Below are 26615 nucleotides of genomic sequence, written 5' to 3'. Positions count from 1 at the left end.
CTAATGCGAGTGGCCAGAGAACATGACCCAAATTGAACCTGCAACAATCACAACCGCAATGAAAACTGCATAAAGGATATTGATTGATTGTGCTGCCTTGTCTTCACCTTCGTTCATATGCATGAACATATACAGCTGTAATGCTGCCTGGATAACCGCTAATGAGCCGATAATCCACAAAACCGTATTTGCCGGCAATCCAGCTTGAAGAGCGACAAATGCGGCTCCAAATGTAAGGGCTAGTGATAGGAAAAATCCAATGACGTGACTTATAGGGAAGCTTTTCGTTGTTTTATCCATTTAAGACACCAACCCTCTTAAATATACAAATGTGAAAATGAAAATCCAAACAACATCAAGGAAATGCCAGTAAAGACCAATGATGAACGTTTTTCTTGCCGTTACAGGTGTGAGTCCTCGTTGCACAAGCTGGATGATCAGTAAGACGGCCCATCCTATTCCAAGTGTCACGTGCAATCCATGGGTTCCAAGGAGCACGAAGAAACTGGAAAGAAACGCACTAGTTTGCATGGTTGCTCCTTGATGGACATAATGGCTAAATTCCTGAATTTCCATGTAGAGGAAACCTGCGCCCAAGAGCAAGGTGATGATGAACCAAATGAGCAGACCCTTTGTATTTTCCCTGCGCATTTCAAAAATGGCGATTCCCATTGTGAAGCTGCTCGTTAAAAGCAGCATTGTCTGGATCATGACATCCTTGATGATAAAGAGGTCCTGCTGCATCGGCCCTCCAGCATGACGGTGGCCAAGTACACCATAAACACCAAATAATGTTGCAAAGAGGACAATTTCAGCCCCAAGAAAGATCCAGAACCCTAGAATATTCATCCTGTTTTGTTGTGTTTGAAATTCTATCGGAAGTGCGGCGTTTCCTTTAGCTGACATGATTTTTCACTCCTTTGCCGACTTTTCTCCAGCCTTGTTCTGTTTCAATAATTTCGTCTTTATGGACATGGAAGCCTTCATCATAGTCAAATGAGCGGAAAATCAACCCTGCGATGATACCAATTGTGGCAATTGCGGCAGCAATCGTCCATTCGAAGACAAGGAAAAAGCCTGCTATTAAGAAAACACTGCCCATATAGAATGGAATCCATGTATTGCTAGGCATGTGGATTTCTTGAATTTCATCTTCGTTTAACTCTTTAATTTCATTGTTCTTTTTCATATGCCAGAATGCATCCAATGTTTTCACTTCAGGGAGGGATGCGAAATTATAATGCTGGACTGGTGATGCTGTAGCCCATTCAAGGGTCCTTGCATCCCATGGATCATTGGAAATATTGCGGTCTGCATAGCGCGCACTCCAATAGATGTTATATAAAAGGACTGCAAAACCTGCGGCCAAAATAATAGCACCAATGGCAGATGTCAACATAAGCGGACCAAAACCAGTTTGTTCTGAATAAGTGTAAGCCCGGCGGACCGCTCCATCTAGTCCCAGGAAGAACATTGGCATAAATGTCAGGTTAAAACCGATGGTGAACAGCCAGAAGTGCCATTTTCCGATTCGCTCATTCAGCATATAACCGAACATTTTTGGCCACCAGTAATAGAAAGCTGCAAACAGTGGGAACACTACTCCAGGAATCAGCACATAGTGGAAATGAGCAACAAGGAACAAAGTGTTATGGTATTGATAATCAGCCGCTGCCATTGCTAACATGACGCCGGTTACCCCGCCGATCACAAAGTTTGGAACAAAAGCGAGTGCCCAAAGCATGGCAGTAGTGAATTTTATCCGGCCTTTTCGCATGGTGAACAGCCAGTTGAATACTTTCACTCCTGTTGGAATGGCAATCATCATCGTTGTAATGGAAAAGAACGAGTTGGCTGCGGAACTGTTGCCCATTGTGAAAAAGTGGTGAACCCAAACGAGCATACTCAATACCGCAATAATCGTAATAGACAATACCATGCTCTTATAACCGTACAATGTCTTACGAGCAAAGGTAGAAATAACTTCTGAAAGAATACCGAAAGCCGGCAGAACAACAATGTAAACTTCCGGGTGACCCCAAAGCCAGAACAAGTTGGCCCAAAGCATATCCATGCCGCCTCCAGAAACGGTAAAGAAATGTGTACCAAAGATTCTGTCAAAGGTCATCAATGCGAGTGCTACCGTGAATATTGGAAAGCTGGCAGTAATGATGATGCTCGTGATGAAGGATGTCCAAGTAAACATTGGCATTTTCATCAGCGTCATACCTTTAGTGCGCATTTTCAAGATTGTTACAACAAAGTTTATCCCTGACATGAGCGTTCCAGCTCCTGCTATCTGTAGGGCGATGGCATAGAAGTTATTCCCGATACCTGGACTGAATTCCTTACCTGCGAGAGGGAAGTAGGAGGTCCAGCCAGCATCAGGAGACCCACCAATAACGAATGAAATATTGAAAAGCATCGCACCGCTGAAGGTTAGCCAGAAGCTTAGAGCATTCAGTTGTGGGAATGCCACATCGCGAGCGCCAATTTGTAAAGGAACAATAAAGTTCATTACACCGATTAAGAGAGGCATCGCAACAAAAAGAATCATAATGACGCCATGAGTTGTAAATACTTCATTATAATGTTGTGCGTCAAGGAAATTATTTTCCGGTACAGCTGTTTGAGCTCTCATCATTAGCCCATCAACACCACCGCGGAAAAACATGACAATACCAACTAATATATATAAAATCCCGATTTTTTTATGATCAACTGTAGTGAGCCAGTCTGTCCATAGCCATCTCCATTTTTTAAAGTACGTTAGTGCTGCAACTGCTCCGATTGATGTTAAGAGAATGGCGATTTGTGAAGCCAAAATCAATGGATCGCCTGTAACAAAAAACTCATCCCATTTAATGCCCACTATGTCCACCTCCGTGGTTTTCGTTCATTTTGTCCATTTCATGTTGATCATGATTAGATTTGGAGTGATCTTCTTTAAATATTTTCCCCTGATATCCGTGCTCACGTTTGTATAATTCTGGTTTAATATATTTTTCGGATTGTCCCTTAGAATGGTCTACCCATTCCAGGTGGGTGTTCGAGAAGGTTTCTCGACCAAGATGGGAAGGCTCCAGCATTTTTTCATACTTTTTCTCTGTAAGCTTTGGCGCAGTTTCCTTCACTTCTTCAATCCATTCTTCGAAGTCTTTATGAGTTTGGGCGAGCACCTCAAACTCCATTTCTGCATAGCCTTTGCCGTTGAAGTTTGTGTTTCTGCCCATATAAGATCCTGGTTTGTCTGCTACAAGGTAAAGCTGTGTTTCTGCATTTGCCATTGAGTACTTTTGACCGGCAAGAGACGGAATCCAGAAGCTTTGCATCGTACTTGCTGATGTAAGCCTGAAATCGATAGGCCTATCCTCAGGGATATTAACATAGTTTACAGTTTCAATTCCTTGCTCAGGATAGCTGAAAATCCATTTCCAGTCGGCAGATGTGACATTAATGACAAGTGGTTCTTTCTTCTCGTATCCTTTTGGAACCTTATCTAAAGCGTAAATCGTCTTTACTGTCGGAATGGTCAGTGCAATTACAATGATAATTGGTATAATGGTCCATATAATTTCGAGCGCAGTATTTCCATGCTCTTCAGGCGGCTCATAGTCTTTGGTGTCTTTCCGTTCTCGGTACTTCCAGACAATGTAGCCGAACAGAGCAAATACAACGATGATGATTGCAAGCATCATGACAATGGAGAAGTTAATTAGGTCTAGGATGCTTCTGGCAGCGGGCCCTCCCGGCTGGAACACAACCAAATTATTTTCACATCCGCTCAGCAGTACAGCCGAGAACAAAGATATGAAGGCCAGTAACTTTCTGGATCCTTTCATTTATTGCAGCTCCTCTCAAAAATGTTGATAACATTGAATAAAAGGGAGATATATTTGTTCAAACCATCACAATGTAAGCAAAAAAAATTTTGCGAACAATTTGTAAAACAAATATCTCCTAATTTGCTTAGTGTGATTTTTGTCACACTTTAATTTAAAATGATTTTAACATAGAAATTATTAGGATTTGGTGTCAAAATAATGAACAATTTGTGAATTAATTAACTTGATATTATAGGGGAATAACTCTATTTGTATAGATACTGTATTTAAGGTTATTTTTTAAACGAGAATGAATGCGTTTTGAAAAAATAAATCTGGGAATGTGAATAAAATTGAAACTTTTATCTTCTTACACCGTATATAGTGGGACAGATTAATCATTACACCAATAGGAGGAACAAAATATGTGGAAGAAAATAGCAGCATCTCTAATAGCATTAATGGTTATTTTATCGCCGGTTGGTACCCATTTATTGGGCGAACAGCCTGCTTCTGTAAGTGCAAAAGGCTACAAATCTGGTGTGAAGAGGTATAACAGCAATAAATCAAACTATCAAAAATCACCAAACAAAAGCAACCAAAATAAGGCGTATAATAAGAGTTCTAATTATCGAAAAGACAGCAAGCGTCGTGGTTTTTTGGGTGGATTAATGTATGGAGGTATTGCCGGCCTACTCTTTGGAGGTCTTCTTTCTAGCCTTGGGCCGATGGGACCTCTCTTTGGTATGATCCTGAACGTCCTTGGCATCCTGCTCATTATCGCACTTGTTAAGAGAATTTTCTTTACTCGTCGCAACCGATATGAAGAGGAGAGGAACCAATGGCGCAACTGATCATCTCTGAACAGGATATTGTGAATGCACTTTGCCTTTATACGGCAGACAAAAAGCAAGTGAATCTGGAAGAAGTTGGCGTGGAACTAATGTTTGATGATGATTACGGATTTTCTGCTGAAACTCATGTAGGCGGGAGGAGCCAGATTTTAATTTCCCAGAATATTATCGAAGCTCTTCGTATGTGGCTTGATTTAGAACTACGCATGGATCCATACTCGGGTATTCAATTGGTATTGGACGAGGACGAAGGCATTATTGCTAAAATAGGATGATATACAACAGCCCGTCAGGAAGGAATGACGGGCTGTTGTATATTCTCAAGAGAATTGGTGAAATTGATAATCATTTGATGAACAAGAATCTGCGGTTATTGATGTGTAGCATTGATATAATGAGAAAGAAGATAATGTGGTAGCAATAGGATAAAATAAAAAGAATGGATTGTGGATAGGAAAGGAGAGGGTCATGGGACGTTTTGAAGAAGTTTATGAAGATGCGGTCCAGCATGCAAAAGTTAAAATCCAAGAGGATATCCGCTTTTTTCTCGGTAAAAATGAAAAAATTCCTTTTTTTAGTGATTACTTGGAACAGCGTTCAAATTATTTAAAGCAAATATGGCTGAATGTATGGTTGACTAAAGCATCTAATGGTTTGCCAGGCAAATTAAAAAAGGAATATTTAATAAAACGAGGAATCGAAACGGAAGGATTTGAGAGAAAGCTCGTGAACAAGCTTTTTCGAGAAGAAATAAAGAGCTATAAACCATTTGATGTGGAATCTTGGGTGATGAGCAGCCTTATGATGAAAGATGACGCATGGGAGAAGCTCTATGTAAAAGCTAGGCAACACCATTTGAACAAAGAGGAAGAGAAAAAGCTGGCAGTCAAGAAAGAACAAATTGAAATGAAGCTTTGTTCTGCTGTAAGGGTGATGATGGAACAGTACTCTCTATCTATCTATACTAAATTAAGGTACAAAGCAGGAGTTCAGCTTAAAAGGGATTTTGAAACGAGGATAAAGTATAGCTATATCGAACCCTCCATGCTAGAAGAACGACTTGTTGAAGAAGGGCTGTTTACTCCCAATGATTATATCTTCCTATCCGAATTTCTTGAAGAATTAACAGGAGGAATTCGCTCCGTTATTGATTGGGGAAGAAAGACGTTTGAATACGAGTCGTACGATGATGTCTATCAGGATATAGTTTATAACTATGTTTTTGAGGAGCTCCCCCTAAAAGTAATGGAATGTCTTTCTGAAGGATTGAAGGCTCAATTCAAGCTGACACATGGTGAGGAACTGACTGCTTCTTTACTTGCAAAAAAATTGGACGATGATTTTATGGATGCTGCAGATTCACTTTTTTTTAGGCTTCAAGAAGAATTTGTGGCTGATTTGTTGGAAGTAGCCGCTATTCCATTTGTGGAAGGAATTCATTTGGAAGTTTTGCAACAAGATGAAGAGGTTCGAGAAACCAAGCTGCAAAAAATAAAGGAAGAGGAAACGCGAAAGCGAGAAGAAGAAGAAAAAATTTTGAGGGAGATTTTTGCTGAGGAATATGCTGCCACTACGAAAAGGAGCATCCCCTATATCCTGCATGTAGGAGAAACAAACACGGGAAAAACATTTCAAGCACTGCAACGCTTGAAGCAGGCAAACAGCGGTCTCTATCTGGCGCCTCTCCGCCTGCTGGCACTTGAAGTGTATGAAAAGTTGAATGAGGAAGGTGTCCCTTGCTCTTTGAAAACTGGTGAAGAAGAGAAAAGTGTCATGCATGCATCGCATTTATCGAGCACTGTAGAGATGTTTCGGGAAAAGGATTATTATCATGTGATAGTTATTGATGAGGCTCAAATGATTGCCGATGAAGCAAGAGGATACTCATGGTATCGAGCAATAACAAATGCGAATGCCAGGGAAGTTCATATAATAGGCAGCCTAAACATGAAAAAGCTGATGCTTGAACTTTTATCGGGAGAAGAGGTAGAAGTAATCGAGTATAAACGGGAAGTGCCCCTTGTGGTAGAACAGAGAGAGTTTCAAATGAACCATGCGAAAAGAGGTGATGCTCTCGTTTGTTTTTCGCGAAAACGAGTACTCGAAACAGCTTCTAGGCTTCAGCGGAATGGGCATAATGTCAGCATGATTTATGGAAGCATGCCTCCCGAGACGAGACAGCGACAGATACAGCGTTTTATCTCAGGGGAAAGTGATATTGTGGTGGCAACGGACGCTATTGGGATGGGCTTGAATTTGCCCATACGGAGAATTGTTTTTCTTGAAAACGAAAAATTTGACGGAACAAGACGGCGGAGGCTCACATCACAGGAAGTAAAGCAAATCGCTGGCAGGGCTGGGAGAAAAGGAATGTACGAAGTAGGGAAGGTAGCCTTTACAGAAAACATTCCTGAGATGGAAAGTTTATTATCCAAGGAAGATAAACCAGTGCTGACATTTTCGGTTGCTCCGACGGCTGGTGTCTTTGAAAGGTTTCAGCGTTACTATCGTGATCTTGGCGCATTTTTTGAACTATGGGAAAAATTTAATCCCCCTCTCGGAACGAAAAAGGCTTCTCTTTCTGAAGAGAGAGAATTATACCAGTATGTTAGAGGAACGGAAATGGAAGCAAGGCTGCCAATGAGAGAGCTTTACGGTTTTTTGCATCTCCCATTTGACTCTAAGGAGAGTGCACTTGTACAGCAGTGGCTAGATACGATGCATAGCATTGTCCATGAATATGATATCCCCGAGCCGGTCATCCGAAAGCGAACATTGGAAGACCTAGAGCTTTCCTATAAAAAAATTGGTCTTCATCTCTTGTTTCTGTACAGGCTTGATAGAAGGACCGAAGCTGTTTATTGGGAACGTGTCCGGATGGGATTAAGCGAGGATGTCCATGAGCATTTGAAAAATGAAGTACAGCATTTTAGAAAAAAATGCAAGCGATGTGGTAAAAAGTTGGGTGATGATGTGAAATTCAGTATTTGCGATAGCTGCTTTGAAGGGCGGTTTCAAAAGAAACACAGCAGAAGCAAGAGACGCGAACGTTTCTAATAATTCTTAGAGGAAAATCGGGTATCCTTTGCTGTCCTAATAGAGGATACCCTTAATGTTCAGTTAGAACCTTATAAAATAGGTGAAATGATTATTATTTTGATAATTATTAAAAGCCTTTTTGCTTTTTTTATAGGATCGTGATAAAATTCAGACAATCCTTTACAGCGCGCTAAGGATAAAGGTAAGAGTTTCACTTGTAGTTAAAGTTCCGAAATTTGTAGATATATAACAATAAGTTTGTAAATATAAGCGATGTATTATCTTGCTATTTTAATACAATATATATTCCTTCGGGGCCGGGTGAAAGTCCCAACCGGCGGTGATGAAGCTAGCAGCTTCTAAGTCCGTGACCCGGTTAACGTTAGTTAAACGGTGGATCTGGTGAAACTCCAGAGCCGACAGTATAGTCTGGATGGGAGAAGGAAATTTTTCGAATTAGGGATGAACAGGGTAAAAAATACCTTAGGTCAATCCTCTAATTTCACATTGTCTTTTTTAAAACCCCGATGGAAGTTTTTTCTTCCGCGGGGTTTTTTTATTGAAGAAAGGAGGAGAAATTGGGTGGAATACTCCAAATATATGAAAGTTGCACTTGAAGCAGCGAATAGCACAATTGGACAGACTGCGCCTAACCCGGCAGTAGGAGCAATCGTTGTGAAAAAAGGAACCGTCCTAGGAATAGGTGCCCATTTAAAGGCAGGAATGCCTCATGCTGAAGTCTATGCTTTAGAGATGGCTGGGGAAGAAGCAAAGGGTGCAGACCTATTTGTTACTCTTGAACCATGCAGCCATCATGGAAAAACGCCTCCTTGCGCAGATCTGATTATTGAACGGGGAATTAGAAGAGTTTTTATTGCGTCGATGGATCCGAATCCACTTGTATCCGGGAAGGGAGTCGAAAAGCTTCAACAGTCTGGAATAAAGGTGGAATTTGGACTTTGTGAACAGGAGGCGTTGGATTTAAATAAAGTGTTTTTCCATACAATCCGGACAGGGTTGCCTTACGTTACCTTAAAGACTGCAACAACGTTGGACGGAAAAATAGCAACTGTTTCTGAAGAAAGCAAATGGATTACTGGGGAAGAAGCGAGGGCGGATGTTCAGTGGTTAAGACATAGACATGATGCCATTCTTGTCGGGGTGGAGACCATTATTAAAGACAATCCCTCTTTAACTGCAAGGATACCGGGAGGCGGCAGAAATCCTATTCGAGTCATTCTCGATTCCACTTTAAGAATCCCGATGGAATCCATAATTCTGCATGATGGAGCTGCAAAAGTAATTGTAGTTACGGGAAAAAATTATAACAAAGAGAAATTAGAAAAGTTAACAGAAATAGGTGTCGAAGTCATCCAACAAGGAGAGCCTAAACCGGAAATCAGCTCAACTTTAAGAAAATTAGGTTTGAGAGGCATTACTTCACTTCTAGTTGAAGGCGGAGCCGAAATTCAAGGGAGCTTTTTAAAAGCGCAAGCCTTTCAAGAAGTGATTGCATATCTTGCTCCAAAGCTTTTCGGAGGAAGCGAGGCAAGAACAGTTTTTGGAGGCGAGGGTTTCTCGTCAATTGAAGATGCCCCTTCCCTGATATTCAAGAAAATAGAGACCATTGGGAAAGACATCAAAATTACAGCAGAACCGATATGGGGGTGAAGCTTTGTTTACGGGAATTATTGAGGAAGTTGGAAAAGTGAAATCGATCAAAAAGGGTAACAACGCGTTTAAGTTATGGATTCAGGCTCACAAGATAATGGAAGGAACCAAACACGGAGATAGCATTGCTGTAAACGGTGTATGTCTAACAGTCACAGAGATGACTTCTAATTCCTTTTGCGCTGATGTGATGCCTGAGACACTCAAAGCAACAAATATTGGCAGTTTTCAAAATGGCACTCCTGTGAATTTGGAAAGGGCAATTGCTTCCAGTGAACGATTTGGAGGTCACTTTGTTTCAGGACACGTTGACGGAACTGGAACTATTATCCGCAGTGAAAAGAGTGGAAATGCCATCCTTTTTGAAATTAAAGTATCCTCAGATTTGGTGAATGGGATGATTGAAAAAGGTTCAATCGCTGTTGACGGAATTAGTTTGACTATTTTTCGGATTCAGAAAGGAAGTTTTTTCGTATCGATTATTCCGCATACGTTACAAGAAACTGTTTTAGGAAAGAGAACACGTGGGGATATGGTGAATATCGAAACAGATATGATCGGAAAGTACATACGTCGGTATCTCCAAGCTAGTAATCCTGTAAAAGCATCTGCAATAAACGAATCATTTCTAACGGAAAATGGTTTTTATTAAAGGGGGCAATCTTATGTTTCATTCAATTGAAGATGCAGTCAATGATTTGAAAGCAGGAAAGATCATTATCGTCTGTGATGATGAGAACAGAGAAAATGAAGGAGACTTCGTTGCATTAGCAGATAGTACTACTCCCGAAACAATTAATTTCATGGTTACGAACGGAAGAGGATTGGTGTGCGTCCCAATTGAAGAGGAAATTGCGGAAAGGCTTGAACTCGATTACATGACTGTCCGAAATACGGACCCTCATGGTACGGCTTTTACTGTAAGCGTGGATCATGCCAGCTCGAGTACTGGTATATCAGCGGAAGAGCGAAGCAGGACGGTGAAGGAATTGATTTCCCCACATTCCAAGCCTGCTCACTTTAAGCGCCCTGGACATATTTTCCCCCTTATTGGAAAGAAAGGCGGTGTCTTAAGAAGAGCAGGACACACAGAGGCAGCTATCGATCTCGCAAAAATTGCGGGAGCTGCTCCTGCTGGGGTAATTTGCGAGATTATGAAGAAAGATGGTTCGATGGCAAGAGTACCTGAATTAATGAAAATAGCAGAAGAGTTTAATCTCAAGATCATTACGATTAAAGACTTGATTGCCTATAGGCATAGAAAGGAAAAATTTATAAAAAGGGAAGTCGAAATAAACCTTCCGACAGAATATGGACACTTTAAAGCGATTGGATATTCAAATATCATCGATGGCAAGGAACATGTTGCATTGGTCAAAGGTAACCTAGAAAAGGGTGCTGATATTCTCGTCAGGGTGCATTCTGAATGTTTGACAGGGGATGTATTTGGTTCATGCAGATGTGACTGTGGACCTCAGCTCCATGCTGCTCTTCGTCAAATTGACGAGTCCGCAAGCGGGGTATTACTGTACATGAGACAAGAAGGGCGGGGCATCGGTCTCCTTAATAAAATGCGTGCATATAAGCTGCAAGAGGAGGGTTACGATACCGTTGAAGCAAATGAAAAATTGGGGTTCGCGGCAGATTTACGTGATTACGGAATCGGTGCGCAAATCCTTAAGGATCTGGGTATCGAAAAAATGAGGCTTTTGACGAATAACCCTAGGAAAATCAGTGGTCTTGGCGGCTACGGGCTTGAAGTGACAGAGCGTGTCCCTATTATAATGGAGCATAATACGAGCAATGAACACTATTTAAAAACGAAAAAAGCGAAGCTAGGACATTTGTTAACACTATAAAACGAGAAAAAAAGGAGAGATAGAAATGGGAAAAACATATGAAGGCCAATTGGTTGGAACAGGATTAAAGGTAGCAATTATTGTGGGGCGATTTAATGAGTTTATTACAAGCAAGCTACTAGGCGGAGCACTCGATGCTTTAAGAAGACATGGGGTAAACGAGGAAGATATTGATACTGCATGGGTTCCCGGAGCATTCGAGTTGCCACTAGTCGCACAAAAGCTTGCGGAAAGCGGGAAATACGCTGCAGTCATCACGTTAGGCGCAGTGATCCGAGGAGCCACTCCTCACTTTGATTATGTTTGCAACGAGGCAGCAAAAGGAATTTCCCAGGCATCTTTGAAAACCGGTGTACCGGTTATTTTTGGAGTTCTTACAACGGAATCGATTGAGCAGGCAATCGAAAGGGCGGGAACAAAAGCAGGGAACAAAGGCTGGGAAGCAGCGGCTACTGCTATTGAAATGGCAAATCTTCTGAGGTGTTTAGAAAAATAGAATAGAGAACTTTGATATAATAGTAGGGGAAGCTGGTTCACCGGCTTTCCTTTTTTCAATGGACTGATTTTTCATCGGGGAGGTAGCATAATGAAATTTGTTTCTTGGAACGTTAATGGGTTAAGAGCATGCTGTAAGAAAGGCTTCCTTGATTATTTCAATGAATCAGAAGCCGACTTTTTCTGTATACAGGAAACGAAGCTTCAGGAAGGTCAAATTGATTTGCAGACGGAAGGTTATGAACATTTTTGGCATTATGCCGTAAAAAAAGGCTACTCAGGAACAGCTGTTTTTACGAAGCATAAGCCGCTTTTGGTTCAATATGGAATAGGACTAGAGAAGTTTGATTCGGAGGGAAGGGCTATTACACTGGAATATGATTCTTTCTTTCTAGTTAACGTATATACACCTAATTCCCAGCGTGATCTGGCACGGCTCTCTTTCAGGCTTATTTGGGAGGAGAGGTTAAAGGAGTACTTAAAGGAATTAGATACAAGGAAACCGGTTATACTATGCGGCGATTTAAATGTAGCACATAAGGAAATCGACTTAAAGAATGCAAAGAGCAACAGGGGTAACTCAGGTTTTACAGACGAAGAGCGCTCCAAAATGACAGACCTGCTCAACAGTGGTTTTGTAGATTCGTTTCGTCATCTCCATCCGACACAGGAAGGGGCCTACACCTGGTGGTCTTATATGAACAAAGTTAGAGAAAGAAATATTGGTTGGCGAATTGATTATTTTATCGTGTCCGAAAGGTTTGCGCCAAAAATTGAGAAAGCAGCAATAGATCCCAGGATAATGGGAAGCGATCATTGCCCAATTGTTTTGGAGTTAAAATTATGATCATTTAGGCCGTCACTTGAATTGACGGTTTTTTTGTGTCTGAAGAGGATTCATTCTCATCTGGTCATCATATATCTTTTTAAAATTTGTCATAAAATATATTCCGAATGATCATTAAATGTTATATACTATATACGAAAGAGCATAACACATATACATATGCTTTCGATAATGTATAGCATATATCTTGGATTGGAGAGGCGGTGATTATGATTAAACTTACAAAACGGCAAGAGGAAATCTTACATATTGTCAAAAAGGATGGGCCAATCACGGGAAAGCAAATAGCTGATAAACTCTCTCTTACTCGTGCTACATTAAGACCTGATTTAGCCATTTTAACAATGGCTGGGAACCTTGAAGCTAAGCCTAGGGTAGGGTATTATTTCAACCCGAAAACCGAACTGAAGAAGCATGCAGCAGATATCGCTAGTCAAGTGGTTAGTGATTATAAAGCGCATCCTATCGTGGTACTTAAGTCAACGTCTGTATATGATGCAATCGTCCAAATTTTTTTGGAAGATGTAGGAACCCTTTATGCCGTGGATGAGAATGGTTTCTTGGCAGGAGTCATTTCTCGAAAAGATCTCCTCCGAGCAGCAATAGGAAATTCGGACCTGGATGAGTTGCCTGTAAGCGTCATCATGACAAGAATGCCTAATATTGTGACTGTAAAGCCTGATGAAACACTTCTTGATGCAGCAAGGAAACTGATGCAAAACCACATTGATTCACTGCCTGTTGTGAAGGAAAGTGCTGAGATTCCTGGAATGCTTGAAGTAATTGGCCGCATCACAAAAACCACAATAACAAGAGCTTACGTAGAGCTGCTGGAAATATAACTCTGGAGGAAGTGATTATGGCTTTGAACGGTAAGGAAGTAGTGTACGTCATTTCAGACTCGGTCGGCGAAACTGCCGAGTTTGTTGTCAAGGCGGTTGCAACCCAATTTAATGGGGGACAGGTTGAAATACGAAGGAGTTCCTATGTTGAGGATCACGAAGATATTGAAGATGTGATTATACTTGCAAAGCAAACGAAGTCTATTATCGCCTATACAATTGTTATTCAGGATCTCAAAAATTATCTTGATAGAAGAGCAGACGAAGAAGGAATTATGGCAGTTGATCTCTTACACCCGCTTCTCCATGCATTTACGAGGAAATTTGATAAAGATCCGAATCACCAGCCTGGAATGATGCGAAAGCTGGATGATGAGTACTTTCGAAAAATAGAAGCGATTGAGTTCGCAGTAAAGTACGATGACGGGAGAGATCCAAGAGGAATTACCCGAGCTGACATTGTGCTGGCGGGCGTTTCCAGAACTTCAAAAACCCCGCTATCCATGTACTTGGCCCATAAGCGTTTCAAAGTTGCTAACGTACCCTTGGTACCAGAGGTGAAGCCACCGGACGAGCTTTTTAAAGTACCAAAAGGAAAGATTGTCGGACTGATCATTTCACCTGATAAGCTGAACGAAATCAGAAAAGAACGATTAAAAGCGCTTGGTCTCACATCTCAGGCAAATTACGCAAGTTATGAGCGGATACTAGAAGAACTCGATTACGCTGAAAAGATTATGAAGCGGGTGGGCTGCCCAATCATTAATGTCTCCAACAAGGCAGTAGAAGAGACAGCAAGTCAAATTCTCGATATTTTGAAAAGTGAAAGGGGCTCCTATTAATGACTAAGTTTGTATATATGTTTAACGAAGGCAACAGTGAAATGAAGGAAATCCTTGGCGGTAAAGGTGCAAATCTTGCGGAAATGACAAAGATTAGCCTTCCTGTTCCTTTTGGATTTACCATTTCAACCCAAGCTTGCAATGCCTACTATGATGCGGATAAAAAAATACCAGTAGAAGTAAAAGATCAAGTTTTAGACGCTTTAGCAATACTTGAAGAAGAATCAGGAAAAAAGCTCGGAAACCCAGAAAATCCTCTCCTCGTATCAGTACGTTCGGGTGCAGTATTTTCTATGCCTGGAATGATGGATACGATTCTAAACCTAGGCATGAATGATGAGACAGTCGAAGGAATGGCGAAACTAACAAGTAATCCGCGATTTGCCTATGATTCCTACCGTCGTTTTATCCAAATGTTTTCTGATGTTGTTCTCGATGTTGATACGTACTATTTTGAAAAGTTATTAGAAGAGATTAGGGAAGAAAAAGGATATGCGACTGATCCAGAATTGACTGCTGAAGATTGGATGGAAGTGATCAAAGGATATAAAAAGATTGTCAAGAAACATACGAAGAAAGATTTCCCGCAAAATCCTATTGAACAAATGTTCCTTTCTATTAATGCTGTTTTTGATTCATGGAATAATCAGCGTGCCATTGTTTATCGCCGTTTAAATAAGATTCCGTCCCACCTCGGAACAGCAGTGAACATCCAAAGTATGGTATTCGGGAATATGGGAGGAGACTCTGGTACTGGAGTTGCTTTTACACGAAACCCTTCGACAGGAGAACATACATTATATGGTGAGTACCTGATCAATGCTCAAGGCGAAGATGTTGTTGCTGGTATTCGTACGCCACAACCAATCAATACGCTAAAAGAAGAAATGCCAGAAGTTTTCGAGCAATTCTCAAACACTTGCCGTCGCTTAGAACAGCATTATCGCGACATGCAAGATATCGAATTTACTGTAGAACGGGGCAAGCTGTTTATTCTTCAGACGAGAAGCGGAAAAAGAACAGCCCAGGCAGCAATAAGGATTGCTGTGGAAATGGTTAAAGAAGAAATTCTAAATAAAAATGAAGCAGTTTTACGCGTGGACCCAGATGCATTGAATCAGCTCCTTCACAGAAGGATTGATGATAAGCACGAAAGGAATCAGCTGGCCAAAGGGCTTCCTGCTTCACCTGGAGCAGCGACTGGTGCTGTTGTTTTCGATGCGGATGAAGCAGAGCTCCTTTCAAAGGATGGGAAGAGAGTTATTCTGGTGCGCCAGGAAACAACTCCGGATGATATCCATGGAATCGTTGCGGCTCAGGCAGTCGTAACAAGCCGCGGAGGAATGACAAGCCACGCTGCTGTTGTTGCCCGGGGTATGGGGAAGGCTTGTATCTGTGGCTGCGAAGCAATGAAAATCGATTTGCATGCAAAGGAATTTATTATAGGAGATACTGTTGTAAAAGAAGGAGATATTATTACAATTGACGGTGGAACAGGCGAAATTATGCTTGGGGAAATACCGATGATTGAGCCGGAATTATCCCGGGAGTTCCAATTATTGCTGTCGTGGGCAGATGAGATTAGAGACTTGGGTGTTCGTGCTAATGCAGACAATCCCGAAGACACTGGAAAGGCAAGGGAATTCGGTGCAGAAGGAATCGGCCTATGCAGAACGGAACATATGTTTATGGATAGCAAACGAATTCCAATAGTTCAGGAAATGATACTTGCAGATTCATATGAAGAGAGAAAATCAGCACTTGACAAACTTCTTCCAATGCAGCAAAGAGATTTTGAAGGCATTCTAGAAGCAATGCAAGGTCTCCCGGTAACTATTCGCTTGCTGGATCCTCCGCTGCATGAGTTCCTGCCAGATAAGGAAGAATTAATTGTGGAAACAACAACATTAAAACTGACTGACCCGCAATCTTCCAAACTAGCAGAAAAAGAAATGCTGTTAAAGAAAGTCCGTCAGCTTGATGAATTCAATCCGATGCTAGGCCATCGTGGATGCCGTCTTGGAATGATCCACCCTGAGATTTATGAGATGCAAGCAAAAGCGATTTTTTACGCAGTAGCAGCACTTACAGAAAAAGGAATCGAAACATCCCCAGAAGTGATGATTCCGCTAGTAGGACATGTCAATGAGCTAAAACAAATGAGGGAAGTTGTTGTAAAAGCGGCAGAAGATGTTCAGAAAGAAAAAGGCATAAAAATTGAGTTTACGGTTGGAACGATGATCGAAGTTCCTAGGGCAGCCTTAACTTCCGACCAAATTGCCGAGGAAGCGGATTTCTTCTCCTTTGGAACGAATGATTTGACACAAACAACCTTCGGCTACAGCCGTGACGATGCAGAAGGCAAGTTTCTTCAATCATACATTGAAAATAAAGTGCTTCCTGAAAACCCTTTCGCAGCTCTGGATCGGGAAGGAGTCGGCAAGCTTGTAGAGATAGGCGTCAAACTTGGAAGGAGCACGAAACCGGGCTTAAAAACTGGTATATGTGGTGAGCATGGTGGAGAAAAGACATCGATTGAGTTCTGCTATGAAACGGGTCTTAATTATGTGAGCTGTTCACCATACCGGGTGCCGCTAGCAAGACTTGCAGCAGCTCAAGCAACAATCAGACATAGTATGAAGTAACACTACTGCACCTTCCCCAAATGGGAGGTGCTTTCTTCATATGGCGGGATTGATTAATGGGAATAACTAGCTTTGTTCTGTTAGTGAATCGGCTAAATAATACAAGGGAAGATGGTTATCAAAACCTTTTTTAAAGAAGGTTGGAATGTTTTCAAGGAAAAAGATAAAATAATAAAGATAGAACTGAAGGCAATGATAATACGCGGGTTTCCCGCGTATTATCATTGCCTTGGCAAAAATGGAAAGCAGGGATACATTTGAACGATTTCAAGCAGCTAGGTCTTGGTAAACATATTACGGAAAGGCTTTTAAAGGAAGGAATCAGCGTTCCGACGCCTGTTCAGGAATCGGCAATCCCAAAAGTATTTGAAGGAACAGACTTGATTGTTCAAGCAATGACAGGCTCTGGTAAGACACTCTCTTTCATACTGCCGATACTGGAGGGAATTCAACCAGGTGCACAAGAAATTCAAGCGCTGGTTGTCACACCTACAAGGGAATTAGCATTACAAATTACCGAAGAAACAAAAAGGTTTTCTGGCCCCAATGTCAACGTCCTCGCAGTTTACGGTGGTCAGGATGTTGAAAAACAGTTAAAGAAGCTCGAAAAATCCGTAGATATTGCAATTGGAACACCAGGGCGCATCTTGGACCACTTAAGGAGAGGCACTCTCAAACTCGAAAAGCTTCGATTTCTTATTCTTGATGAAGCGGATCAAATGCTTCATATCGGCTTTCTATCCGAGGTGGAAAAAATTATCGAATCATCTTCACCGGAAAGACAAACGCTGCTTTTTTCAGCCACAATGCCAGAAGGAGTGCGGAAACTTGCCAAAAAGTACATAAAAAATCCAGAATATCTTCAACTTGAGTCAACCCAGGGGCCAGCCAAGAGTGTGAAACAGACGGCAGTCTACACAACGGATCGAACAAAATTGGGGGATTTGAAAGGAATCATCAATGAACAGCGCCCCTTTATGGCAGTCATTTTCTGCCGTACAAAGCGCAGAGCGGAAAAACTTGCTGATCAATTAACAGCGGAAGGATACTCTTGTGCGGAACTACATGGTGACCTTTCACAAGCAAAGCGGGAAAAGGTGATGCAGCGATTTAGGAAAGCGGAATTTCAGCTTCTTGTTGCAACCGATATTGCTGCAAGAGGGCTGGATGTGGAGGGAGTTACCCACGTTATCAATTACGATATTCCTTTAGATGCCCAAAGCTATGTGCATAGGATTGGACGAACAGGAAGAGCCGGCATGGGAGGCGTAGCCATCACCCTTATCTCTCAAAAGGACAAGGATCTGCTAGTTTCGATAGAGAAAGAACTCCAAATTACCATTAACAAAAAGAGTGCGTTACCAAATGAGAAGGCTGTAGATTCACGAGACATCTCAGATAATAAGGATAAGGATAGGAAACATGGAGATAAGAGGAAGCTTGATAAAAATAGGAAAAGCCGACAGAAAACTGCTTTCGCAAGTGCAAGTAGGAAGAAGAACATAAGCAAGCGTCCAAGTGAAAAGAAATCGAGTAGCAGGAGTGGAAGATATGGAAACAGGTAGCAAATTTTTCGAGGCCTACATGGAACGGGGAAACAAAGAAACGGAAGAAGTCCTTTCTGTAGAAAGCGGTGAATTTTTAAAACAAAGAATCGATTATTTCAAGAAGCATAAAGAGGAATTTCTTTATGTAGAATCTGAGTTATTTGATAGTATTAAAGCAGACGCGATCTCGTTTGAAAGTGACGATGTTTTTGGCAATTATGATGTCATGCTTGGACTGCAACTACAGAAGAAATTCGGTCCTTTCATTGAAGCTTTTCTAGAAGATAATTTAAAACGAGGTAAATTATCTTATGATTTAATGTTCAGTGCTGATGAGGGAATATGGAATATGAATATTGCCCTTGACGATGTAGCCGGGTTTCATCCGGATCTAACCATCCTAGAGGCATACCAATTAATTTATCAGTTTTTAGAAGATATGTTTAAGCAAATGAAATAAGAGCAAGACCGGTGAAATAATAAATTTCATTAAAAGGCTGCCCAGTAAGATCGTTGTGAGGCAGCCTTTATTTTATCTAGTCCACTCTTGCCTTATCTCTGAAGCAGCCTTTTTCGGAAAAAGGAGCATAGCTAATGACCCGAAGGCAATCATGCATGCTATTTTGCCCTTTGACCCAAGGCATACTCTCGTTCCTTCCGGAATTCCTTTATAAGGCAACCCTGTTACAGGGTTTTTTTGCTGTTTTGGAACTTCTGCTCTGCTTGTATACCCACTCCAGTTTGGTTCTAATACTCCATCGCTCTTTACAGCCACTTGAAGTGAATTCGTCAATTGTTCCCTAGATGCTTTGTTTCGAAGTAAATATAACAGGGATCCAGCTGCTGCAGCCCCAAGCACTGTTTTCTTTGATTCCATTAAGTTTCCTCCTTCAGTTTGAACTTCATTTATTTTTCCCCTACATAGGAGGACTAAACATAAAGATTGTTGAGAGTAATTACTTAAATGTAACGTTTAAGTAATCTAAATGTCCTTTCTAAATGCATGAAAATACTTTACTGCAATAGCATAATAGTGCGTTAATATACTGAAATTTCCCAAAAATATTGACAACCATATAGCAGAAGCATAAAATAGGAATAAGTTATTAGTGAATAGATAATTTTCGGAAATTGGTGAAAGTATGACTAAGAAACTTGCTATTGGAAAAATAGCTATTTTGCTTGCTTCCCTTTCGGAAGAGGAATTAACAACCTTAAACCTACCATTGCATAGTTTTTCTTTCTGCCAAGGAAAAGTTGGTTCGATGAATATGCAAAAAGTCATTTCGGCGGTAGAAACGGCTGCAAAAAGAAACTCACTTATCACTGCTGATTACTATAGGGAAACTCATTCTTTGTATCATGCCATTCTTGAAGGGTTAAATGGCGTTACGAGAGGACAGGCTGCGATCGGGGAAATGAGCAGAACTGTGGGTCTTCGTTTTGCCATTGTACGGGGCAAACCTTACGATAATCCAGCGGAAGGCGAATGGATAGCAGTAGCATTTTACGGTACAATCGGGGCACCCGTAAAAGGTTCAGAACATGAAGCAATTGGGCTGGGAATCAATCATATTTAATATTTACATTGCCTATAGTCCATTAGTCAGTAGGAGGCGATGATGGTGATTTGTCCCATTGTCGGCTTCTTTTAATTTTCAAAAACAGGGGGATGGAAAAGTGTTGGAATTGAACGGAAATACATTGACTATTGAAGAAGTAAAGCGGGTCTCTTATGACCGTGAAGTCGTTACAATTAATCCGATCAGCATGCAGAAAGTGAAAGAAAGCAGGTCTGCAGTTGAAAGAATCGTTTCGGAAAATAAGACTATTTATGGAATCAATACTGGGTTCGGTAAGTTTAGCGACGTGATTATCTCGGAGCATGATGTGGATGATTTGCAACTGAACCTGATAAGATCTCATGCTTGTGGCTTAGGAGAGCCTTTCCCTGAAGTCGTTTCCAGAACAATGGTACTTCTGCGGTTGAATGCTCTCTTAAAAGGTTTTTCTGGCATTAGACCAATCGTCGCCGAAAGACTAGCCGATTTACTAAACGCCGGAATACATCCGGTTATTCCGCAGCAAGGTTCGCTAGGAGCTTCTGGAGATCTTGCACCTCTATCGCATCTCGCGCTTGTTTTGCTCGGTGAGGGGGAAGTTTTCCATAAAGGAGAAAGAATGGAAGCACAAGTTGCGCTGAAAAAGGAAGGGATAGAGCCAATTGTTCTCCATGCAAAGGAGGGTTTAGCGCTTATCAACGGGACGCAGGCGATGACTGCAATGGGGGTTGTGAACTGGATTGAGGCAAATGATATCGCTGTTATAAGCGAGTATATTGCCAGCATGACGATGGAAGGTCTTCATGGGGTCATCGATGCATTCCATCCAGCTATCCATGAGGCGCGAGGATACCCTCAGCAAATGGCTGTTGCAGAAAGGATGCGAAAAATCCTTTCAGGGAGTAAGCTTATTACAAGGCAGGGCGAGAAGAGAGTTCAGGATGCTTACTCTCTGCGCTGCATCCCTCAAGTTCATGGAGCTTCTTGGCAGGCTCTTGATTATGTAAAAGAAAAGCTGGAAATCGAGATTAATGCAGCTACCGATAATCCACTCATTTTTGATGGAGGAGAAACGGTCATTTCAGGCGGTAATTTTCATGGCCAACCGATTGCAATAAGCATGGATTTCCTGAAAATTGCTGTCGCAGAGTTTGCCAATATATCCGAACGGAGAATTGAAAGACTTGTCAACCCGCAGTTGAATGATCTTCCGCCATTCCTTAGCCCGCAGCCAGGACTACAATCTGGCGCTATGATCATGCAGTACGCTGCTGCATCCCTTGTATCTGAAAACAAGACGTTGGCGCACCCTGCAAGTGTTGACAGCATCCCTTCCTCTGCCAACCAGGAAGACCATGTCAGCATGGGTACCATTGCAGCTAGGCATGCATACAGCATTATTCAGAATGTTCGCAGGGTTCTTGCGATTGAGTGCATTTGTGCCCTCCAAGCGGCAGAATACCGGGGAATGGATAGTTTGTCTCCAGTCACAAGGAAATTTTACGATGAGGCTAGAAAGGTTGTTCCATCCATTAAGGAGGATCGGATCTTTTCAAAGGATATCGAAAGAATGACAGAATGGCTTAAAAAAAATGAATTAGGGTGGACAGTACCAGTTACGGAAGATACATTCTTTTTTCAGGAAGCTGACCGTAGCGGATCCCTATAAGGAAAGATAGATGGAGCAATTCTATCCGTTCACATTGAATGTATATAGAGATGTCAGCAATTGCTGGCATCTTTTTTTGTGGGCAGTACCTTTTGTCTCCTTCGGTGGGTGCTAGAAGTGGATTGTCTCTTTTGTTTCATTCATAATGTAATGACATAGTGTTTTTACTTGAAAAGGATAATCAAGAAAAGAGGGCTGAAAAATTATTATTTTTAAAAATGTAACAAAAAGATTTGCGGATGGAACGTTTGCAATCAGACCGATGGATCTAGAAATCAAAAAAGGGGAATTTTTTGTCCTTGTAGGACCAAGTGGTTCTGGAAAGACAACAACCCTTAAAATGATAAACCGGCTTGTTGAGCAAAGTGAGGGTAGCATCACAATCAATGGGAAAACGTTGAGTGAGTATAAAATCGATGAGTTGCGCTGGCGCATTGGCTATGTACTTCAGCAAATTGCCTTATTTCCACATATGTCAGTTGAAGAGAATATCGCGGTAGTCCCAGAACTGAGAAAGTGGAAAAAAGAGAGAATCGACGTCAGGATTGATGAGCTCCTTATGATGGTAGGGCTCGATCCAAGTATATATCGGCAAAAAAAACCACAGGAGCTATCAGGGGGACAACAGCAAAGAGTTGGGGTAGTGAGGGCGTTGGCAGCTGAGCCCGATATACTTCTGATGGATGAGCCTTTCAGCGCCTTAGATCCAATCAGCAGGGAGAAGCTGCAGGATGATCTGTTGCAGCTACAGAGGGAAATTAAGAAGACTATTGTGTTTGTAACACATGATATTAAAGAAGCTTTCAAGCTAGGTGACAGGATATGTGTGATGAAGGAAGGAGCCATCGTCCAAGTTGGAAGGCCAGATGAATTGCTTTACTCTCCGGCAGAACCTTTTATTAAAGAGTTCATTGGTGAAATGGTGACGCTGGGTAAACATTTAGACGGACTCTCACTGTTGAATAACCATACAGACAGAAACCATGAATATATAGGAATGAAAAGCGTTCGTGTGGAAGATGGAACGGCTAAAATCTTATCCTGTCTCCAACAGGTAGATGCTGTGAGAATGATTAAGGATGGGGAATTTATCGGTGTTTTGAAAAGAGATAACCTATTAGAGTATGCAGTTGACTTCCTAAAAAAGGAGCGGGAGTCTCATGACTGGAATTGCTAATTCTTTCTCGGCTAGAAAGTTCGAGCTAATCAAAGCCCTTATCGAGCACATGCAAATATCTTTTACTGCTCTCATTCTCTCCCTTGCAATTGCAATACCTCTGGGAATCATTTTGACAAAAAATAAAAGACTGGCAGAGCCTATTATTGGAATGACTTCGATTCTCCAGACAATACCCTCGCTTGCGCTCCTTGGTCTGTTGATTCCGTTGTTGGGTATTGGCAGGGTGCCTGCAATCATCGCTCTTGTAGTTTACAGTCTTCTTCCGATATTAAGAAATACTTATACTGGGATAAATGGAATTGACCCATCTCTAATTGAAGCCGCTACTGCTCTAGGAATGAACAGTATGCGCAGACTGATGAAGGTTGAGTTACCGCTAGCCATGCCTGTTATCATGGCAGGAATTAGGACGGCGACGGTGTTGATTATTGGTACAGCGACGCTTGCCGCTTTAATAGGCGCGGGAGGGCTTGGTGATATCATCCTTCTTGGGCTTGATCGCAATGATGCAAACCTTATTATACTCGGTGCCGTTCCTGCAGCTGCGCTAGCTATTTTCTTCGATGTTATGTTACGGAAGCTTGAAAAGTTTCCGTTTAGAAGAGTGATGTACATTTCAAGTATACTTTTCTCCGTCTCAATGCTTATGCTCGTACTTCCATATATAACCATAAAGAAGGAAGAAAAGATTGTGATAGCTGGCAAACTCGGGTCAGAACCAGAAATATTGATTAATATGTATCAATTTTTGATTGAAGGGGAAACAGAAATAGAGGTGGAATTGAAACCGGGTCTAGGAAAAACCTCTTTTATTTTTAATGCGTTAAAAACAGGAGAGATAGATATTTATCCAGAATTTACTGGTACGGCCATTAACGAATTTTTAAAGACAAACGCTATTAGCACAAATTCTCAAGAGGTGTACCTTCAAGCTCGTAAGGGAATGGCGGAGAAATATAAGATGGAGCTTCTCGAACCAATGCAGTACAACAACACATATACACTTGCAGTCCCGGATTCAATGGCTAAGCGTTATGGATTGAAGACTATTTCTGACTTGAAAAAAATACAAAAGATCATGAAACCGGGATTCACCTTAGAATTTAATGATCGGCAAGATGGCTATCAAGGGATACGAAAGCTTTATGGAATTGACTTTTTGAGTGTTACGACAATGGAGCCAAAGCTTCGATATCCCGCAATAAAATCCGGAGATATTAACGTTGTAGATGCATACTCGACCGACAGTGAGTTAGAAGAATATCATTTGACCTCTCTTGAAGACGATAAAGGATTGTTTCCACCGTATCAGGGGGCGCCGCTTTTAAGAAAGGAAACCTTAGAGAAATATCCAGAAATTAAGCCTGCCTTGGAAAAGCTTTCGGGTAAAATCTCAGACAGAGAAATGAGAGCAATGAATTATCGTGTAAATGTGGAAGGAAAGCGGCCTGTCGAGGTTGCAAAAGAGTATTTAGAAAAAGAAGGATTAATAAAGTGAGTGAGTCGGTATTCTAATAATTTTTGGAAGGTGAGAAATGAGGATTCTTTGCATAGATGGTGGTGGTATCAGGGGAGCACTTCCAATCTCTTTTTTAGCTCAATTAGAAGAAGAAAAAAAGGAACCAGCCTCACATTACTTCGATATGATTGCAGGTACAAGCACCGGGGCCATTATTGCAGCATCGATAGCTGTTGGAATACCTATGAAGACACTACTGGAAAATTATATAGTCTTCGGCAAAAAAATTTTCACTGCCCAAGCATATTGGGGTATATTCAGAAGTGTATATAATGATCGGTTTCTTAGAAGGCTGCTAAAGAAATCTTTTGGGAACATGTTGCTAAAAGATGTTCAAATGCCGCTGCTTTTGCCTGCTGTTGATTTAACACATGGTAATCCTATCGTAATTAAGTCATGTAAAGTGGACGAGATAGAGCAATATCATGAGCTTGAGTTATGGGATGCCGTTCTATCGTCTTGTGCTGCTCCGTTATATTTCCCCCCAAATCATCTTGAAGGGAAATATATGACTGCAGATGGTGGACTTTGGGCGAATAATCCTTCTCTTGTTGGACTAACTGAAGCAATACACAGTTTTAGTGAAAAGGTGGAAAATATCAACATCCTTTCGTTAGGAACAGGCAGACAATGCATTGACTTTTCCAATGACAAGGATGGCAGTTGGGGAATACGATCATGGCTTCCTATGCCTCTACCCGTCATGAAACCTGTACCGAAACTGTTGGATCTTGCACTTGATTTATCATCTGAAGCGGTTTCTCATCAATGTCAATTGATGCTAGGGGAAAGATACTTACGGATTAATCACGACTTAGGGAGAGAAGTACCCTTCGATGAACCAGTCTTCCTGAAGAATATGGTAGAACATGGATATGATGCATTTCACAATAATAAAGAGCAAGTGCTGCCATTTTTACAGACATAAGTTGATTTGAGATAATTACCATCAATATTTCTAACCGGCCGGTGAAAAGCTATTCCTGTTATAAGATTTTTTTAAGGAGGAATGCAAAATGTTCAAAAAAACGGCCGGAACAATGCTATTGGCTGGGGTACTTTTAGGAACTTCCGCTTGTGGAATGAACAATAATGCCGCGGATGAGCGTGATAACAGGTTAAATATTCTTGGTCGGGAAAATCCAGGGGATGGCAAAGATGAAGGAATAGATCATAACGGTCCACTCACACGCGATTATAATGACAATGGGGATAACAAGAATCGTGATGATAATCTTTTTGATGATAGAAAAAAGAAAAATGATATGGATTTAAACGATTCAATTTCCAGCTACCACACGTCAAAAGGCAGTGATAGTTATCCGCAAACAAAAGCAGTATTAATTCAAGAGGCAAAGTACCAATTTGTTCCATGTCAGCCTGGAGAAAATACTGGCACAGCAGGGCAAGCACCTCCGCCTGAAGATTTTACAAGGGGAACATCTCCAACACCTAATCTTGGTAACCAAAATGCTCCTGTTCCGCCAAAATCAGATGCAGGAAAAAATGCGCAGCCCGGAAATAATAGCCAGTTCGTCCGCCAGGTTATTGATTTGACGAATGAACAGAGATCTAAAAGCGGTCTTCCTCCATTGAAGGAAGAGCAAGCATTGAGTAAAGTAGCTCAACTGAAGTCTGTTGATATGCAACAAAAAGGTTATTTCTCCCATACAAGTCCGACCTACGGTTCTCCCTTTGATATGATGAGGGACCAAGGAATTTCCTATACAACAGCTGGGGAGAACATTGCACAAGGTCAACAGTCACCGCAGGAAGTTGTAAATGCCTGGATGAACAGCGAAGGCCATCGACAAAATATTATGAACCGTAATTTTACCCATATCGGTGTTGGATACGAGTCTTCGGGTAACCATTGGACCCAGATGTTTATTGGAAAGTAAGAGAATCCGGCCAAAGGCCGGATTCTTTTTATGCCTAAAATATCTTCTTTTCCGCTTTTGCCCATACATATTTGCAGGTAAAACATATTGTATTAGTAACCTGACTTTGAAAGGTGGTGCTCGGAATGGGTTGCTTCGGCTATGGTTATGGCTATGGAGGCTACGGCGCAGGTTTTGGAGGCGGATTCGCTTTAATTGTTGTCCTTTTCATCCTCTTGATAATCGTTGGATGCAGTTGCTTCTATTAAATTTGTTATCAATAAATGTTTCTGTGGGGTCCGAGAGAAACGGACCCTATTTCATTCTTTTGTAAAATGGT

Annotated in this window: 25 protein-coding genes and 1 riboswitch; of the genes, 20 read left to right on the top strand and 5 right to left on the bottom strand. The window is 41.4% G+C overall.

Going from position 1 to position 26615, the window contains the following annotated elements:
- Genes qoxD through qoxA form a run of 4 tightly spaced genes read right to left on the bottom strand, consistent with a single transcriptional unit; the run spans position 1 to position 3842 of the window.
- Positions 1 to 300: a cytochrome aa3 quinol oxidase subunit IV gene (qoxD, locus tag BQ5796_RS08185; protein ID WP_071459789.1), complete on the bottom strand. Its 300-nt coding sequence runs from the start codon at positions 298 to 300 to the stop codon at positions 1 to 3.
- The gene (gene qoxC, locus BQ5796_RS08180; protein ID WP_071459788.1) at positions 301 to 906 is read right to left on the bottom strand and encodes a cytochrome aa3 quinol oxidase subunit III; all 606 of its coding nucleotides are present in this window, start codon (positions 904 to 906) and stop codon (positions 301 to 303) included.
- On the bottom strand, positions 896 to 2872 hold the full coding sequence (qoxB, locus tag BQ5796_RS08175) for a cytochrome aa3 quinol oxidase subunit I (protein WP_071459787.1): 1977 nt from the start codon (positions 2870 to 2872) through the stop codon (positions 896 to 898). The genes qoxC and qoxB overlap by 11 nt, the downstream gene beginning before the upstream one ends.
- Positions 2862 to 3842, bottom strand: a complete 981-nt coding sequence (qoxA, locus tag BQ5796_RS08170; protein ID WP_071459786.1) for a cytochrome aa3 quinol oxidase subunit II — start codon at positions 3840 to 3842, stop codon at positions 2862 to 2864. Before qoxA ends, qoxB begins: the two co-directional genes overlap by 11 nt.
- A gap of 407 nt (positions 3843 to 4249) precedes the next feature.
- On the opposite strand from qoxA, the gene BQ5796_RS08165 reads away from it, so the two are divergent.
- The 13 genes from BQ5796_RS08165 to BQ5796_RS08105 all read left to right on the top strand — a co-directional run bounded on the left by BQ5796_RS08165 (position 4250) and on the right by BQ5796_RS08105 (position 18925).
- Complete coding sequence (locus tag BQ5796_RS08165; protein ID WP_071459785.1) at positions 4250 to 4678, top strand: hypothetical protein; 429 nt, start codon at positions 4250 to 4252, stop codon at positions 4676 to 4678.
- Complete coding sequence (locus tag BQ5796_RS08160; protein ID WP_071459784.1) at positions 4666 to 4953, top strand: DUF2653 family protein; 288 nt, start codon at positions 4666 to 4668, stop codon at positions 4951 to 4953. Before BQ5796_RS08165 ends, BQ5796_RS08160 begins: the two co-directional genes overlap by 13 nt.
- A 193-nt stretch (positions 4954 to 5146) precedes the next feature.
- Positions 5147 to 7735 (top strand): helicase-related protein, encoded by a 2589-nt coding sequence (locus tag BQ5796_RS08155; RefSeq protein ID WP_071459783.1) that lies wholly within the window; start codon positions 5147 to 5149, stop codon positions 7733 to 7735.
- A gap of 285 nt (positions 7736 to 8020) precedes the next feature.
- A riboswitch (FMN riboswitch) is annotated at positions 8021 to 8166 on the top strand.
- A gap of 133 nt (positions 8167 to 8299) precedes the next feature.
- On the top strand, positions 8300 to 9388 hold the full coding sequence (gene ribD / locus BQ5796_RS08150; RefSeq protein ID WP_071459782.1) for a bifunctional diaminohydroxyphosphoribosylaminopyrimidine deaminase/5-amino-6-(5-phosphoribosylamino)uracil reductase RibD: 1089 nt from the start codon (positions 8300 to 8302) through the stop codon (positions 9386 to 9388).
- Positions 9389 to 9392: 4 nt separating this feature from the next.
- Positions 9393 to 10040 carry a riboflavin synthase gene (gene ribE, locus BQ5796_RS08145; RefSeq protein WP_071459781.1) on the top strand — a complete coding sequence of 216 codons (648 nt, stop codon included), beginning with the start codon at positions 9393 to 9395 and terminating at the stop codon, positions 10038 to 10040.
- A 13-nt stretch (positions 10041 to 10053) separates the two neighbouring features.
- Positions 10054 to 11247: a bifunctional 3,4-dihydroxy-2-butanone-4-phosphate synthase/GTP cyclohydrolase II gene (locus tag BQ5796_RS08140; RefSeq protein ID WP_071459780.1), complete on the top strand. Its 1194-nt coding sequence runs from the start codon at positions 10054 to 10056 to the stop codon at positions 11245 to 11247.
- Between the two features lie 25 nt (positions 11248 to 11272).
- Positions 11273 to 11743, top strand: coding sequence for a 6,7-dimethyl-8-ribityllumazine synthase (gene ribH / locus BQ5796_RS08135; protein WP_071459779.1), 471 nt, complete (start codon positions 11273 to 11275; stop codon positions 11741 to 11743).
- A 90-nt stretch (positions 11744 to 11833) separates the two neighbouring features.
- Positions 11834 to 12589: an exodeoxyribonuclease III gene (locus BQ5796_RS08130; RefSeq protein WP_071459778.1), complete on the top strand. Its 756-nt coding sequence runs from the start codon at positions 11834 to 11836 to the stop codon at positions 12587 to 12589.
- Between the two features lie 209 nt (positions 12590 to 12798).
- Positions 12799 to 13431, top strand: a complete 633-nt coding sequence (gene ccpN, locus BQ5796_RS08125) for a transcriptional regulator CcpN (RefSeq protein WP_282956855.1) — start codon at positions 12799 to 12801, stop codon at positions 13429 to 13431.
- Positions 13432 to 13454: 23 nt separating this feature from the next.
- Complete coding sequence (locus BQ5796_RS08120) at positions 13455 to 14273, top strand: pyruvate, water dikinase regulatory protein (RefSeq protein ID WP_097678021.1); 819 nt, start codon at positions 13455 to 13457, stop codon at positions 14271 to 14273.
- Positions 14273 to 16918: a pyruvate, phosphate dikinase gene (ppdK, locus tag BQ5796_RS08115; RefSeq protein WP_071459776.1), complete on the top strand. Its 2646-nt coding sequence runs from the start codon at positions 14273 to 14275 to the stop codon at positions 16916 to 16918. Before BQ5796_RS08120 ends, ppdK begins: the two co-directional genes overlap by 1 nt.
- Positions 16919 to 17175: 257 nt before the next feature.
- On the top strand, positions 17176 to 18483 hold the full coding sequence (locus BQ5796_RS08110) for a DEAD/DEAH box helicase (protein ID WP_071459775.1): 1308 nt from the start codon (positions 17176 to 17178) through the stop codon (positions 18481 to 18483).
- Positions 18470 to 18925 (top strand): hypothetical protein, encoded by a 456-nt coding sequence (locus BQ5796_RS08105; protein ID WP_071459774.1) that lies wholly within the window; start codon positions 18470 to 18472, stop codon positions 18923 to 18925. Before BQ5796_RS08110 ends, BQ5796_RS08105 begins: the two co-directional genes overlap by 14 nt.
- 72 nt (positions 18926 to 18997) lie before the next feature.
- On the opposite strand, the gene BQ5796_RS08100 is transcribed toward BQ5796_RS08105, so the two are convergent.
- Positions 18998 to 19342 carry a hypothetical protein gene (locus BQ5796_RS08100; protein WP_071459773.1) on the bottom strand — a complete coding sequence of 115 codons (345 nt, stop codon included), beginning with the start codon at positions 19340 to 19342 and terminating at the stop codon, positions 18998 to 19000.
- A gap of 265 nt (positions 19343 to 19607) precedes the next feature.
- On the opposite strand from BQ5796_RS08100, the gene hutP reads away from it, so the two are divergent.
- The 7 genes from hutP to BQ5796_RS17360 all read left to right on the top strand — a co-directional run bounded on the left by hutP (position 19608) and on the right by BQ5796_RS17360 (position 26544).
- Complete coding sequence (gene hutP / locus BQ5796_RS08095; protein ID WP_071459772.1) at positions 19608 to 20045, top strand: histidine utilization transcription antiterminator HutP; 438 nt, start codon at positions 19608 to 19610, stop codon at positions 20043 to 20045.
- 100 nt (positions 20046 to 20145) lie between these two features.
- Positions 20146 to 21696 carry a histidine ammonia-lyase gene (gene hutH, locus BQ5796_RS08090; protein WP_071461207.1) on the top strand — a complete coding sequence of 517 codons (1551 nt, stop codon included), beginning with the start codon at positions 20146 to 20148 and terminating at the stop codon, positions 21694 to 21696.
- Between the two features lie 202 nt (positions 21697 to 21898).
- Entirely contained in the window at positions 21899 to 22873 is a 975-nt protein-coding gene (locus tag BQ5796_RS08085; protein ID WP_071459771.1) for an ABC transporter ATP-binding protein, read from the top strand.
- Entirely contained in the window at positions 22857 to 24374 is a 1518-nt protein-coding gene (locus tag BQ5796_RS08080) for an ABC transporter permease/substrate-binding protein (protein ID WP_071459770.1), read from the top strand. The genes BQ5796_RS08085 and BQ5796_RS08080 overlap by 17 nt, the downstream gene beginning before the upstream one ends.
- 37 nt (positions 24375 to 24411) lie before the next feature.
- Complete coding sequence (locus BQ5796_RS08075; protein WP_071459769.1) at positions 24412 to 25323, top strand: CBASS cGAMP-activated phospholipase; 912 nt, start codon at positions 24412 to 24414, stop codon at positions 25321 to 25323.
- Between the two features lie 88 nt (positions 25324 to 25411).
- A complete protein-coding gene (locus BQ5796_RS08070; protein ID WP_234969323.1) occupies positions 25412 to 26296 on the top strand; it encodes a CAP domain-containing protein in 885 nt (294 codons plus the stop codon).
- 125 nt (positions 26297 to 26421) lie between these two features.
- Positions 26422 to 26544, top strand: a complete 123-nt coding sequence (locus BQ5796_RS17360; protein ID WP_074033933.1) for a YjcZ family sporulation protein — start codon at positions 26422 to 26424, stop codon at positions 26542 to 26544.
- The last annotated feature ends 71 nt before the right edge of the window (positions 26545 to 26615 follow it).

The organism is Bacillus massilinigeriensis (genome assembly GCF_900111815.1).
Lineage (GTDB): Bacteria > Bacillota > Bacilli > Bacillales > Cytobacillaceae > Mesobacillus_C > Mesobacillus_C mediterraneensis.
This window is presented reverse-complemented; position numbering and strand designations above follow the sequence as displayed.